We start from the raw sequence: 13,065 nt of genomic DNA on the forward strand, positions 1-13,065 counted from the left end.
CCGCCCGAGCCTTGGGACCTGCCCGAGCTTCCCGCTCTTGCGCGCCCGAGCCTCCCGTCCTGCGGGCCTGACGCTCCTGTCTTGTGCGCCCGAGCCTTGGGACCTGCCCGAGCTTCCCGCTCTTGCGCGCCCGAGCCTCCCGTCCTGCGGGCCTGACGCTCCTGTCTTGTGCGCCCGAGCCCCGGGACCCGCCCGAGCTTCCTGTCCTGCGCGCTCAGCCCTGGGACCCGCGCCCGGGCGCCCTGTCTTGGTCACTCGCCCCCTGGGACCCGCACGCGGCGGCTGTGCCTTCTCGCCATGGGTCGGGCCCTGTTCCCCCTCCGGGCCGCGAGGGGCGTCGGACCCGGAGGGGGAGGGGACATGCGGTACCGGCGGGACGGACAGCGGAGGGTGTCCGTCAGATCCCGTCGCCTCTCGCCCGGCGATGCAGGAGCCAGGTACCGCCCGCGGCGGCGACGGCGAGAGCCGCCACGCCGGCCGCGGTCTGCACGGGGTCGGGGCCGAGTGCGCCGCCGACCCCCGTCTTCACACTGCCTCGCGGATGCACCTGCTGCCGCTGCGAGGTCAGCGTCACCACGAGGTCGCCGGTCACCTTCCGTCCACCCCCGGCACAGGTCGCGGTGATCTCGTACGTCCCCGGCTGCGCGCTCGGCGGCACCCGGAACTGCCCGATGGCGTTGTCCTCGTGGCTGCTCGGCGCCAGCGTGAACGAGCCGGCGCCCACCGCGCTGGCGTCGCCCGCCGCGGTACCGCTGTCCGCGCAGGCCGCCGTGTTCACCGTGACCCGCTCGCCCGGCACGACCGAGGAGGGGTACACCTCCAGACGGTCGGCACCGACCGCGTGAGCGGGGGCGGCGACCGCGATGGCGAGCACGCTCCCGGTCAGCAGGAGGGCGGTACGGCGCATCGGTGCTCCTTCGAGCTCAGCGGTGGGTGCCTGCCCTTCCGAGGTAAGGGGCAGCGGGGCCGGGCCGCTTCCTGAGGGAGCGTCAGAATTGGGGTGAATGGGTGTCAGGAAATCCGGTTGAGGGGCGCGTTTGGGCAGGTCAGCACCCCTGCGCCAGGCCGTCCGGGAAGTGCGTGGGCGGCGCGTGTGAACGGGTGACCTGATACGGCGCTTGACCTCAACAAAGCTTGAGGTATCACGCTGTCGGCATGACTTCCGCCATGGAACCCCTGAATGTCGCCGTCGTCATCGGCAGCAACCGCCACGGCCGTTTCGGCCCCGTCGTCGCCGAGTGGCTCCTCGACCATGTCCGGCGGCGCGAGGACCTGACCCCGCACCTCGTCGACGTCGCCGGGATCGAGCTGCCCACCTCCTTCGCCCGCACCCCTGAGGCCGCCCGGGCCCTCGCCGACGTCACCCCGAAGCTGGACCGCGCCGACGCCTTCCTCGTCCTCACCCCCGAGTACAACCACTCCTTCCCGGCCGGCCTGAAGAACCTCATCGACTGGCACTACGGCGAGTGGCGCGCCAAGCCCGTCGGCATCGTCTCCTACGGCGGCCTCGCGGGCGGCCTGCGCGCCACGGAACACCTGCGCCAGGTCTTCGCCGAACTCCACGCCGTGACGGTCCGCGACACCGTCTCCTTCCACAACGCCGGGGCCTCCTTCGACGACGAGGGCCGTCTGAAGGACCCGACGGCTCCGGACGCGGCCGCCAAGACCATGCTGGACCAGCTGGTGTGGTGGGGCACCGCTCTGCGGGAGGCGAAGGAGCGCAGGCCGTACGGAGGCTGACGCAACCGATCCGAGCGGCCCCGCCCGCGGCCCGTCCCGCGCCAGGGGTCGCGTCATCGTCGTACGCCCCACGGACCGGCGACACGGACCGGCGCGCCCGTCAGGCGTGCTCCGCATCCCACTTCTCCCGGGCCGTCGCGATGGCCGGCTTGTGGTCGCGGGACCAGTCGGCCAGGGCCGAGATCATCCTGGAGAGGCTGCCGCCCATCGCGGTCAGCCGGTACTCGACCTGGGGCGGGAGGGTCGGATGGACGATGCGCTCGACCAGCCCGTCCCGGCAGAGGCGTTTCGTCGTCAGTGACAGCATGCGCTGGGAGATGCCGGGGATCGCGCGCTCCAACTCGCCGTAGCGGCGGCTGCCCTTGGTGAGTTCCACGACCACCAGCACGGTCCACCGGTCCCCGAGCCGGTCCAGCACCTCGCGGATCCCGCAGTCGTCATCGCCACACGGGCCCTCGGCAACAACCGGGCTCACCTGGGAACTTACCGCCGTGTTCGGGGCTGACACGAAAGTGCCTCCTTTTGTGGACCGCCGGACCCGGCGGATGCTCGGTGCTGTTCGCAAAGGCGTCAACGCTAGGACTGCTCAGATGATTCTCGTGACCGGCGTTTCCGGAGGACTCGGCCGACTGGTGCTCCGGGGCCTGTCCAGGCTCGACGGGACCGACGTGGTGGCCGGCACCCGCCGCGGCGACGGCTCCACCGCGCGCCGGATCGACTTCGACCACCCGGCGAGCCTGGCGGCGGGGTTCGCCGGGGTCGACGTACTGGTGATGATCTCGGCCGGGTACGCCGAGGACGACGTGGTGCTGGCCCGCCACGGCGCGGCGGCCGACGCGGCGGCCGAGGCGGGCGTCCGCCACGTCGTCTACACCAGCCTGGCGGCCTCCGGCGAGCGCACGACCCTCGCCCTGCCGCACCGCTGGACCGAGAACCGCCTGGCGGAGGGCCCGTACGACACCACGATCCTGCGCAACGGCCTGTACGCCGAACTCCTCGGCGGCCTGTCGGCGGCCGCGGCCCGACGGGCGGCGGACACCGGCACGTTCGCGGCCCCCTACCGCACGGGCCGTATGTCCGTCGTGGCCCGGGAGGACCTCGCGGACGTCACCGTGCGCGTGGCGGCGGAGGCCGACCGGGCCCTGGCGGCCGGGGAGCGCGGTCGGCACGCGGGGCGGACGTACGAGCTGGAGGGCGTGACGGCGATGGGTGGCGACGACCTCGCGGACCTGCTCGCCAAGGAGTACGGCAGGCCGGTCGGCTACCGTCCCGTGTCCCTCGCCGAGGCGCGCGCCGGCCTCGCGGGCCACGGTCTGGAGGACTACCAGATCACCCACACTCTGTCGCTGTGCTCCAACATGGCCGCGGGCTTCCTCCAGGTCCGGGCCTCCGACCTGCCCGAGCTGCTGGAGAGGGCACCGCGGCCGGTGCACGACCTGGTCACGAGGTCGGCCGTGGGCTGAGCTCACCCGTACTCCGCCAGTGCTTCCGCCACCGCCCGCCGCCCCACGGCCGCCAGCACCGGGTTCATGCCGTTGCCGAACGCGTCGCCGTAGAAGTGCTCCGCGGTCAGGCCGAAGTACAGGGCCCAGCCCCGTCCCCGCTCCCAGGTCGCGTCGTCCACGTCGGCGGCGGCGCGGAACGCCTCGCGCGCGTCGGCGCCGAACACCGTCCACGCGGCCATCAGGTCCGCCGCCGGATCCCCGACGCCGGAGCAGCCGAAGTCGATGACGGCGGTCAGCTCGCCGTCCGTGGTGAGCAGGTTGCCCGGCAGCAGGTCGCCGTGCAGCCAGACGGGCGCGCGGTCCCAGCCGGGCAGCCGCAGGGTCTTCTCCCAGGCCTCCGTCGCGAGCGCCGCGTCGATCGTGCCGTCCGAGCCGAGGTCGCGGATGGCGGCCCGCAGGCCCGCGTCGTCACGGCCGTGCGGCGCGCCCCGGTAGGACGGGGGCGCGCCGGCGGTGTCCGCCTTCCGAAGGGCGGCGACGAACCGGCCCAACAGGTCGGCGGCTCGGGTGGGTTGGGTCGGGGGCGTGTCGTAGGCGCTGGATCCGTCCAGCCACCGGTACACCCCCCACGGCAACGGGAACCCCGCCCCCGGCGGGCCCACCGCCACCGGAACGGGAACCGCGAGCGGCAGCCGCGGGGCCAGCCGGGGCAGCCACAGGTGCTCCCGCTGGATCTGCCCCTCGCCGTCGCGCAGCCGGGGCAGCCGTACGACGAGTTCCTCGCCGAGCCGGTACATGGCGTTGTCGGTACCGGCCGACCGGACCGGCCGCACCTCCAGCGCGGCCCACCCGGGGAACCGCTCGGCGACCAGCCGCCGCACCAGCTCGGTGTCGATGTCCAGTTCGTCGGGGCGCATCTTGGGCGGTGAGGTCGGCATGCGGCTCCAAAGGCGGGGTCGGCAGGGGAGCGTATCCGCGCCCCTTTCGACCGGGCCACCCCATTTCCGCGCGCTCAGCCCGCGCCCGCCGCGCTCACCGACGCCGGCCGCGCTCAGCCCACGCCCACCGCGCTCCAGGCCGCCGCCACCGCCGCGTACTCCGAACTCCCGGCGCCGTACAGGTCCTTGGCCGCGCTCAGAGTCGCCGTGCGGGCGCCCGCGTAGTTCGTGGAGGACGTCATGTAGACGGTCAGGGCCCGGTACCAGATCGCGCCCAGCTTGGCGCGGCCGATCCCGGTGACCGAAGTGCCGTCACAGGTGGGGGAGTTGTGGGCGACGCCGTTGATGGTCCTGGCCCCGCTGCCCTCCGCCAGGAGGTAGGCGAAGTGGTTGCCGACGCCGGAGGAGTAGTGGACGTCCAGATTCGCGGTCGCCGAGCTCCAGCAGTCCACCGAAGCGCCGTCCTTGGAGGGCTTGTCCATGTAGCGCAGAGCGGCGCGGCCGAACCCGGAGCGGACGATCTTCTCGCCGATCAGATAGTCACCGGGGTCCGATCCATTGTCCGCGTGGAACTCGACCAGCGTGCCGAAGATGTCGGAGGTTGCCTCGTTCAGGCCGCCGGACTCGCCCGAGTACGTCAGCGCCGCCGTCTTGGACGTCACGCCGTGCGACATCTCGTGCCCGGCCACGTCCAGCGAGACCAGCGGGCCGAGGTTCGTCCCGTCGCCGTCGCCGTACGTCATGCAGAAGCAACTGTCGTCCCAGAAGGCGTTGTTGTACCGCGTTCCGTAGTGCACCCGGTTGTACGAGCCCTTGCCGTCGCCCGCGATGCCATTGCGGCCGTGGACGCCCTTGAAGTAGTCCCAGGTCACGTCGGTGCCGTACTGCGCGTCCACCGCCGCCGAGGCGCGGTCGGTGGTGGAACCGCTGCCCCAGTGGTTGTCGGTGTCGGTGAACACCGTCGAGGGGGCGCGGCTGACGCAGATCGTGCCGAGCAGGCAGAGGTCCGTCTTCCCGGCGGCGTCACCTGTGTACGTGCCGCCGCGCGAGGCGTCCCGCAGTTCGTACGTCGATCCGGTCGACGCCGTGCTCAGCGGCACCGTCCCGCCGTACAGCGACTTCCCGTCGCCGGACACGGACTCCAGGGTGTCCCACGCGTCGATCTGCGCGCCGGTGCGGGCGTCGGTCAGCACGGTCCGCCCGACCGGGTTGCCGAGCGAGTCCTGGGCCACGACATCCGTCTGCCAGGCCAGCTTGGGCGCGCCGTGCAGGGCGTCCACCACCAGCCGGGGTTTGGCGGTGAGCCGCCGCAGGGCCTCACCGAGGTTGGCGGCGCGCAGGGCGTTGACGGCGAGGTCGCCGGCCCGGGTCGCGGAGAGCACGGGGGTGACGCCGGCGGCCGGGGCGACGGAACCCCGCACGGCCCGGGAAGCACTCCGGTACGTCCCGTCCTTGGCGAGGTGGACGACGAAGTCGCCGCCCAGCACAGGGAGTTGGCGATACGTCCGGTCGTAGCGCACGTGCTGGGTGCCGTCGGCGTCCACGATCACGTCCCTGACCTTCGTCCCCTGCGCGGAGCTCAGGCCCAACGCGGTGGCGTGGTCGGCGAGGGCGGCGGTGGCGTTCTCGACGGCGGTGGCGCGGGTAGGGCGGTCGGTGGCGTCTGCGGTGGGGGTGAGCGCGGCGGCCAGCAGGCCTGCGGCGGTGACGGCCACACCGGCGGTGGCGAGACGGGAACCTCGGACGTGCGGCCGTATCCGGCTCATGGATCTCCTCGGGAGGCGCGGGTGATCTTGTCCTGCGATTTAAGGGGCCATGACAGGTCAGGGGCCAGGCCCGTCCCGTGGAGGTGTGTGAGGAGACAGAATCGTTTCTGTGAGCCTGCCGAACCTTCCGCGCATTCCGTTCTTCGTCTACGGCACCCTCCGCCCCGGCGAGCCCAATCACGACGTCTTCCTGCGCGGCCGCACGCAGCGGGAGGAACCGGCGACGCTCACCGGGGCGTTGCTGTACGACGGTCCCGGATACCCGTACGTCGTGGAGGAACCCGGCGCCCGGGTGCGCGGTGAGCTGATCACGGCCCGCCCCGAGGAGTACGACGAGCTACTGGGCGTACTGGACCGCCTGGAGGAGTACGTGCCGGGCGACCCGCGCAGCCTCTACGAGCGCGTCGAGCGGGAGGTGAGCAGGGACGCCGACGCAGTCGCCGTACGCGCCTGGGTGTACGTCGCCGCCCCCGCGGTGGCCGCACGCCTGCGGGCGAACGGCAAACTCATCGAGAGCGGCGACTGGGCCCTGCGCTAGGGGGCGACGGCCTCCAGGCGCACCGCGCAGCTCTTGAACTCCGGCATCCGGGACGTCGGATCCAGCGCCGGGTTGGTCAGGGTGTTCGCGCGGCCCTCTCCCGGCCAGTGGAACGGCATGAAGACCGTGTCCGGGCGGATCGTCGTCGTGATCCTCGCCGGGGCCACCGCCCGCCCGCGCCGGGAGATCACCGCCACCGGGTCACCCTCGGACGCGCCGAGCCGGGCCGCCAGGCGGGGGTGGAGTTCCACGAAGGGGCCCGGCGCGGCGGCGTTGAGCTCGTCCACCCGGCGGGTCTGCGCGCCCGACTGGTACTGGGACACCACTCGTCCCGTCGTCAGCAGCACCGGGTACTCGTCGTCCGGCTCCTCCGCCGTCGCCCGGTGGGCGACCGGTACGAAGCGGGCCCTGCCGTCCGGCGTGGCGAACCGGTCGTGGAAGAGGCGGGGCGTGCCGGGGTGGGCCGCCTCCGGGGCCTGCTCGTCCGCCGGGCACGGCCAGAAGACGCCGTTCTCCTCCACCAGCCTGCGGTACGTGATCCCGGAGTAGTCGGCGGGGCCGCCCGCGCTGGCCCGGCGCAGCTCCTCGAAGACCTCCTCGGGGTCGGTCGGGAAGCCCTTCTCCACGCCGAGCCGGTCGGCCAGCTCGTGCATGACCTCCAGGTCGCTGCGGACCCCCGACGGCGGGGTGATCGCCTGCTTGCGCAGCAGTACCCGGCCCTCCAGGTTCGTCGTCGTGCCCGTCTCCTCCGCCCACTGCGTCACCGGCAGCACGACGTCCGCCAGGGCCGCGGTCTCCGACAGCACGACGTCACAGACGGCGAGGAAGTCCAGCGACTTCAGGCGTTCCTCGACGTGGGCGGCGCGCGGCGCCGAGACGACCGGGTTGGAGCCCATCAGCAGCAGCGACCTGATGTCCGTGCCCAGGGCTTCGAGGAGTTCGTACGCGCTGCGTCCGGGGCCGGGCAGGGAGTCGGGGTCCACGCCCCACACCTCGGCGACATGGCGCCGGGCCGCGGGGTCGTCCAGCTTGCGGTAGCCGGGCAGCTGGTCGGCCTTCTGGCCGTGTTCGCGTCCGCCCTGGCCGTTGCCCTGGCCGGTGAGACAGCCGTAGCCGGAGAACGGGCGGCCCGCGCGGCCGGTGGCCAGGCACAGGTTGATCCACGCGCCCACGGTGTCGGTGCCCTTGGACTGCTGTTCCGGGCCGCGCGCGGTGAGCACCATCGCCGACTCCGGCTCGCAGAACATCCGTACCGCTTCACGCAGTTCGGGCACGGACACGCCCGTGATCCGCTCCACGTACTCCGGCCAGTGCGCCAGGGCCTCCGCCCGGGCCTCCTCCCAGCCGGTCGTCCGCTCGCGGATGTACTCCTCGTCCGTGCGCCCCTCGGCGACGACGAGGTGCAGCAGGCCCAGCGCCAGCGCCAGGTCCGTGCCCGGCCGGGGCGCGAGGTGCAGGTCGGCCTGCTCGGCCGTCCTCGTGCGGCGCGGGTCGACGACGATCAGCGTGCCGCCGTTCTCGCGCAGCTCGTTGAAGAACCGCAGCGACGGCGGCATGGTCTCCGCGAGGTTGGAGCCGACGAGGATCACACAGCCCGACTTGGGGATGTCCTCCAGCGGGAACGGCAGCCCGCGGTCGAGGCCGAACGCCTTGATCCCGGCGGCCGCGGCGGAGGACATGCAGAAGCGGCCGTTGTAGTCGATCTGCGAGGTGCCGAGCGCCACACGGGCGAACTTGCCCAGCGTGTAGGCCTTCTCGTTGGTCAGCCCGCCGCCGCCGAACACCCCGACCCCGTCCGGGCCGTGCTCCGTCCGCGTGCGGCGCAGCGCCTCGGCGATCCGGTCGAGTGCCTCCTCCCAGGAGGCGGGCACCAGCGTGCCCTCGGAGCGCACCAACGGGGAGGTCAGCCGCACCCGGGAGGAGAGCACCGCCGGCGCCGTACGGCCCTTGCCGCACAGCGCGCCCCGGTTCACCGGGAAGTCCGCCCGCTCGCTCACCTCGACCGTCCCGTCGGGGGCGGGCGTCAGATTCATCCCGCACTGCAGGGCGCAGTACGGACAGTGCGTGGGCGTGGCGGTGTTCTGCATGTCATCCAGCGTGCTTCGGCCGTGTTACGTGCCGTGACGGCGGATTGTTACGCCGAGGGGACCTCGGCCTCCCCGCCCCGGCCCCACCGGCGTGAGGCGCCCGGCCCGCCGGTCCGCGGCGCCGCGTCAGCGACCGCTCGCCAGCGCCTCCCGCACCCCCGCCTCCTCGGGACCGAGGAACTTGGGGTCCGGCCGGAACCCGGCGTCCAGTGCCGCCTTGCCCGCCGCGAAGATCTCCCGGGTGCCGCCGTAGTACCAGGTGGCGTCGTGCACCTCGTCCACGCCGACGCCGTAGGAGGTGACCCCCGCCGCCTCGCACAGGGCGACGGCCCGCCGGATGTGGAAGCCCTGGCTGATCAGCACGGCCTCGTCCACGCCGAAGATCTTCTTCGCGCGCACGCAGGAGTCCCAGGTGTCGAAGCCGGCGTAGTCGCTGACGATCCGGGAGTCCGGCACCCCGTGCCGGGTCAGGTAGGCGCGCATCGCGTCCGGCTCGTCGTAGTCCTCGCGGCTGTTGTCGCCGGTGACGAGGACCACCTTCACGGTCCCCGCGCGGTACAGCTCGGCCGCCGCGTCCAGCCGATGGGCGAGATACGGCGACGGCTCGCCCTGCCACAGTCCCGCCCCGAAGACGACGGCCACGTCGGTGCGGGGCGCGTCGGCGACGGTACGCAGCCGGTCGCCCGTGGAGACGTACATCCAGGTCGCCGGCAGCAGCGCCACCACGCACGCCGCCATCAGCGTCTGCGCGAGCCGACGCTGTCCGGTACGGGTGCGCGGCAGGCGCGGTCGGCGGGTCCTCATGCACCCTAGGACGTACCAGGTGGGGCGGCGGTTGCGTGACCAGGCTCACGTCAGGAGGTGAAACCGCAGGTCATACGGCCTCACACCGGCGGGGTCCCGGACCGTGAACCCGTGGAAAAAACCCGTGACGCCCGCGCAACGGCGTGGCAACCTCGGGCCACCACCATCGGTTCATGACGGCGTCGCAACCCCTTCACGACGAGTCCACGTCCCTCGACAGTACGGCGCATCTCATGAACCGGATCAGCAGCCAGCTCGCCAGCCAGCTCAGCCTCGTCGCGCTCGACGGCCGACGTCGCCCCGCCCCGCCCGCGCTGGTGGTCGTGGCCCACGGCAGCCGGGACCCGCGGGCCCTGAGCACCGTCCGCACCCTCCTGGACCGGGTCCGCGAGCTGCGCCCCGGCCTCCCGGTGCGCCTCGGCCACATCGAACTGAACGAGCCCCTGCTCCCCGACACCCTCGCCGCCCTGGACACGGACGCGGCGATCCTGGTCCCGCTGCTGCTCAGCCGCGGCTACCACGTGAAGCGGGACATCCCGGAGATGGCCGCGCACTCCGGCGTGCGGGCGACGGTGGCCAAAGCCCTCGGCCCGCACCCGCTTCTGGTGGAGGCCCTGTACGACCGGCTGATGGAGGCGGGCTGGGAGCCGGGGCCCGGCACGGCGGTGGTCCTGGCGGCCGCGGGCTCCCGGGACCCGGAGTCCAAGGTCGACGCGGGCCGCACGGCGGCGGCACTCGCCGAGCGCCTGGGAGCGCCCGTGGTCCCGGCCTACGCCACGACGGCGGCCCCCAGGGTGCCGGACGCGATCCGGGCGCTGACGGCGAGGGGCCACCACCGCATCGCGGTGGCGTCGTACTTCACGGCCCCGGGCCGCTTCGCGACGGAATGCGCGGCGCAGGCCCCGTGGCTCGCCTCGGCCCCGCTGGGCCCGCACCCGGCGATGGCCCGTCTGGTGCTGCACCGTTACGACCAGGCCCTGCGGACGTCCGTGGGCAAGGAAGCAGTGCTGACGTCGGCGTAGGAGACGATCGTGCGCTTACTGTCGTCGCATGGCGCACGAGAACCACATCCCGCCCCCCGGCTACGACCCGACGTCGGTCGAACGCTGGTCCAGAGAACCCGACAAGCGCCCCGGCCGGACGGCCTTCCAACGCGACCGAGCGCGAGTACTGCACTCCGCCGCCCTGAGAAGACTCGCCGGCAAGACCCAGGTGGTCACCCCGGGAACCCGCAGCCCCGCCTGGGACGCCAGCCCCCGCACCCGGCTCACCCACTCCCTCGAATGCGCCCAGGTCGGCCGGGAGCTGGGCGCCGCCCTGGGATGCGACCCGGACCTCGTGGAGGCCGCCTGCCTCTCCCACGACCTCGGCCACCCCCCGTTCGGCCACAACGGCGAACAGGCCCTGAACGAGTTCGCCGAGGACTGCGGCGGTTTCGAGGGCAACGCCCAGTCCCTGAGACTGCTCACCCGCATCGAGCCCAAGCGGTTCACCCCGGAGGGCTCCGTCGGCCTCAACCTCACCCGCGCCGCCCTCGACGCGGCCACCAAGTACCCCTGGCCGCGCGGCGCCCACCCGTCCGACCCCAAGTCGCCCAAGTTCGGCGTCTACGAGGACGACCGGCCGGTCTTCGACTGGGTCCGCGAGGGCGCCCCCGGCACCCGGGCCACCTTCGAGGCCCAGGTGATGGACTGGTCCGACGATGTCGCGTACTCGGTGCACGACGTGGAGGACGGCCTGCACGCGGGCCACATCGACCCCAACTGCCTGCACGCCGAACCGGAACGCCGGGCGGTCTTCGAGGTCGCCGTGGGACGGTACGTCCCCGCGGACACCGACCCCGCCGAACTCGCCGCCGCCCTCGACCGGCTCCAGGACCAGGAGTGGTGGCCGCACGGCTACGACGGCACCGCCGTCGCCCAGGCCCGTCTCAAGGACGCCACCAGCCAGCTCATCGGCCGCTTCTGCCTCGCCGCCGAGGGCGCCACCCGCGCCGCTCACGGCACCGGCCGGCTCACGCGCTACGGCGCCGAACTCGTCGTACCGCACGAGACGCGGCTGGAGTGCGCCGTACTGAAGGCGGTCGCCGACCGGTACGTCATGCAGCGGGACGAGCAGGAGCGGCTGCGGGCCGATCAGCGGATCGTCGTCGCCGAGCTGGCGGAGGCGCTCACCGCGCGGGCGCCGGACGGGCTCGAGCCCCAGTTCCGGGCGCTGTTCGACGCGGCGCCGGACGACCGGGCGCGCAAGCGGGTGATCGTGGACCAGATCGCGTCCCTCACCGATGTCTCGGCCCGTTCGCTTCACGAACGTCTGACGGGGCACTCGTGAGCCCGGGGAGGCATGAGTGAAGTGAAACGCGCCCGAATGTGACCCTCCGTGGCCTGATCGGGCCACTCCCTCTTCCCCCATCACGCTCCGTGCGGGACGCTCCCATGTGGCGGCACCCTTACGAGGAGGCATCAAGTGGTCGACGCGGATCAGACATTCGTCATCGTCGGAGGCGGACTCGCCGGCGCGAAGGCGGCCGAAACCCTGCGGGCGGAGGGCTTCACGGGGCGGGTGATACTGATCAGCGACGAGCGCGACCACCCCTACGAGCGTCCCCCGCTCTCCAAGGGCTATCTGCTCGGCAAGGAGGAGCGCGACAGCGTCTTCGTGCACGAGCCCGCCTGGTACGCGCAGAACGACGTCGAACTGCACCTCGGCCAGACCGTCGACGCCATCGACCGTACGGCGAAGACGGTCCGCTTCGGTGAGGACGGCACCGTCGTCCACTACGACAAGCTGCTGCTGACGACCGGCGCCGAGCCCCGCCGACTGGACATCCCGGGCACCGACCTGGCCGGCGTGCACCATCTGCGCCGGCTCGCGCACGCCGAGCGGCTCAAGGGCGTGCTGACCGCGCTCGGCCGGGACAACGGCCACATCGTCATCGCCGGGGCCGGCTGGATCGGCCTGGAGGTCGCGGCGGCGGCGCGGGAGTACGGCGCCGAGGTCACGGTCGTCGAACCGGAGCCGACCCCGCTGCACGGCGTGCTCGGCCCGGAGCTGGGCGGACTCTTCGCCGAGCTGCACCGCGAGCACGGGGTGCGCTTCCACTTCGGGGCGCGGCTCACCGAGATCGCCGGGCAGGACGGGGTGGTGCTGGCCGCGCGCACGGACGACGGCGAGGAGCATCCGGCGCACGCCGTGCTGGCCGCGATCGGCGCCGCGCCGCGGATCGGGCTTGCCGAGGCCGCGGGCCTGGAGATCGCCGACGGCTCGCACGGCGGGGGCGTGGTCGTGGACGGGCGGCTGCGCACCTCCGACCCCGACATCCACGCCGCCGGGGACGTGGCCTCCTTCCCGCACAAGCTGTTCGACACCCGGATCCGGGTGGAGCACTGGGCCAACGCCCTCAACGGCGGCCCGGCGGCGGCCCGCGCGATGCTCGGCCGGGACGTCGTCTACGACCGGGTGCCCTACTTCTTCTCCGACCAGTACGACCTGGGGATGGAGTACTCCGGCTGGGCACCCCCCGGCTCCTACGACGAAGTGGTGATCCGAGGGGACGCGGGCAAGCGGGAGTTCATCGCGTTCTGGCTGAAGGCCGGCCGGGTGCTGGCCGGGATGAACGTGAATGTGTGGGACGTCACAGATCCGATCCAACGGCTGATCCGGTCCGGGGCACAGGTGAACGCCGAAGCCCTGGCCGACCCGCACGCAGCGCTCGAAAACCTCGTCCCGTAGCTGTCGGTCCGCCCC

12 protein-coding genes are annotated in these 13,065 nt (G+C 73.0%); 6 read left to right on the plus strand and 6 right to left on the minus strand.

Annotated features, from left to right (window positions below):
* Positions 1-397: 397 nt before the first annotated feature.
* The gene (locus ACWDRW_RS06495; RefSeq protein WP_451720957.1) at positions 398-907 is read right to left on the minus strand and encodes a hypothetical protein; all 510 of its coding nucleotides are present in this window, start codon (positions 905-907) and stop codon (positions 398-400) included.
* Positions 908-1,155: 248 nt separating this feature from the next.
* Between ACWDRW_RS06495 and ACWDRW_RS06500 the strand changes: the two genes are divergently transcribed.
* Positions 1,156-1,740 carry an NADPH-dependent FMN reductase gene (locus ACWDRW_RS06500; RefSeq protein ID WP_451720959.1) on the plus strand — a complete coding sequence of 195 codons (585 nt, stop codon included), beginning with the start codon at positions 1,156-1,158 and terminating at the stop codon, positions 1,738-1,740.
* A 100-nt stretch (positions 1,741-1,840) separates the two neighbouring features.
* On the opposite strand, the gene ACWDRW_RS06505 is transcribed toward ACWDRW_RS06500, so the two are convergent.
* On the minus strand, positions 1,841-2,248 hold the full coding sequence (locus ACWDRW_RS06505; protein WP_451720961.1) for a winged helix-turn-helix transcriptional regulator: 408 nt from the start codon (positions 2,246-2,248) through the stop codon (positions 1,841-1,843).
* Between the two features lie 82 nt (positions 2,249-2,330).
* Here ACWDRW_RS06505 and ACWDRW_RS06510 point away from each other — a divergent pair, with 82 nt between their 5' ends.
* The gene (locus tag ACWDRW_RS06510; protein ID WP_451720963.1) at positions 2,331-3,203 is read left to right on the plus strand and encodes an NmrA family NAD(P)-binding protein; all 873 of its coding nucleotides are present in this window, start codon (positions 2,331-2,333) and stop codon (positions 3,201-3,203) included.
* Between the two features lie 2 nt (positions 3,204-3,205).
* On the opposite strand, the gene ACWDRW_RS06515 is transcribed toward ACWDRW_RS06510, so the two are convergent.
* Both ACWDRW_RS06515 and ACWDRW_RS06520 read right to left on the minus strand, forming a co-directional pair.
* On the minus strand, positions 3,206-4,123 hold the full coding sequence (locus ACWDRW_RS06515; protein WP_451720965.1) for an aminoglycoside phosphotransferase family protein: 918 nt from the start codon (positions 4,121-4,123) through the stop codon (positions 3,206-3,208).
* A 113-nt stretch (positions 4,124-4,236) separates the two neighbouring features.
* Positions 4,237-5,889, minus strand: a complete 1,653-nt coding sequence (locus ACWDRW_RS06520) for a M4 family metallopeptidase (RefSeq protein WP_451720967.1) — start codon at positions 5,887-5,889, stop codon at positions 4,237-4,239.
* Between the two features lie 109 nt (positions 5,890-5,998).
* Between ACWDRW_RS06520 and ACWDRW_RS06525 the strand changes: the two genes are divergently transcribed.
* Positions 5,999-6,427, plus strand: coding sequence for a gamma-glutamylcyclotransferase family protein (locus ACWDRW_RS06525; protein WP_451720969.1), 429 nt, complete (start codon positions 5,999-6,001; stop codon positions 6,425-6,427).
* On the opposite strand, the gene ACWDRW_RS06530 is transcribed toward ACWDRW_RS06525, so the two are convergent.
* Both ACWDRW_RS06530 and ACWDRW_RS06535 read right to left on the minus strand, forming a co-directional pair.
* A complete protein-coding gene (locus ACWDRW_RS06530; protein ID WP_451720971.1) occupies positions 6,424-8,514 on the minus strand; it encodes a molybdopterin oxidoreductase family protein in 2,091 nt (696 codons plus the stop codon). The genes ACWDRW_RS06525 and ACWDRW_RS06530 overlap by 4 nt on opposite strands.
* Positions 8,515-8,640: 126 nt before the next feature.
* Positions 8,641-9,318, minus strand: coding sequence for a SanA/YdcF family protein (locus tag ACWDRW_RS06535; protein WP_451720973.1), 678 nt, complete (start codon positions 9,316-9,318; stop codon positions 8,641-8,643).
* Positions 9,319-9,491: 173 nt separating this feature from the next.
* Here ACWDRW_RS06535 and ACWDRW_RS06540 point away from each other — a divergent pair, with 173 nt between their 5' ends.
* The 3 genes from ACWDRW_RS06540 (at position 9,492) to ACWDRW_RS06550 (ending at position 13,050) form a co-directional block, all read left to right on the plus strand.
* Positions 9,492-10,340 carry a sirohydrochlorin chelatase gene (locus tag ACWDRW_RS06540; protein ID WP_451720975.1) on the plus strand — a complete coding sequence of 283 codons (849 nt, stop codon included), beginning with the start codon at positions 9,492-9,494 and terminating at the stop codon, positions 10,338-10,340.
* A 28-nt stretch (positions 10,341-10,368) separates the two neighbouring features.
* Entirely contained in the window at positions 10,369-11,649 is a 1,281-nt protein-coding gene (locus ACWDRW_RS06545) for a deoxyguanosinetriphosphate triphosphohydrolase (protein ID WP_451720977.1), read from the plus strand.
* Positions 11,650-11,784: 135 nt separating this feature from the next.
* Entirely contained in the window at positions 11,785-13,050 is a 1,266-nt protein-coding gene (locus ACWDRW_RS06550; RefSeq protein WP_451720979.1) for an NAD(P)/FAD-dependent oxidoreductase, read from the plus strand.
* Positions 13,051-13,065 lie beyond the last annotated feature (15 nt).

It is taken from the genome of Streptomyces sp. NPDC003635 (assembly GCF_053587635.1).

Coding starts and splice junctions, on each gene's coding strand:
- ACWDRW_RS06500 (WP_451720959.1), top strand. CDS start 1,156: ATGACTTCCGCCATGGAACCCCTGAATGTCGCCGTCGTCATCGGCAGC.
- ACWDRW_RS06495 (WP_451720957.1), bottom strand. CDS start 907: ATGCGCCGTACCGCCCTCCTGCTGACCGGGAGCGTGCTCGCCATCGCG.
- ACWDRW_RS06530 (WP_451720971.1), bottom strand. CDS start 8,514: ATGCAGAACACCGCCACGCCCACGCACTGTCCGTACTGCGCCCTGCAG.
- ACWDRW_RS06510 (WP_451720963.1), top strand. CDS start 2,331: ATGATTCTCGTGACCGGCGTTTCCGGAGGACTCGGCCGACTGGTGCTC.
- ACWDRW_RS06515 (WP_451720965.1), bottom strand. CDS start 4,123: ATGCCGACCTCACCGCCCAAGATGCGCCCCGACGAACTGGACATCGAC.
- ACWDRW_RS06545 (WP_451720977.1), top strand. CDS start 10,369: ATGGCGCACGAGAACCACATCCCGCCCCCCGGCTACGACCCGACGTCG.
- ACWDRW_RS06520 (WP_451720967.1), bottom strand. CDS start 5,889: ATGAGCCGGATACGGCCGCACGTCCGAGGTTCCCGTCTCGCCACCGCC.
- ACWDRW_RS06540 (WP_451720975.1), top strand. CDS start 9,492: ATGACGGCGTCGCAACCCCTTCACGACGAGTCCACGTCCCTCGACAGT.
- ACWDRW_RS06535 (WP_451720973.1), bottom strand. CDS start 9,318: ATGAGGACCCGCCGACCGCGCCTGCCGCGCACCCGTACCGGACAGCGT.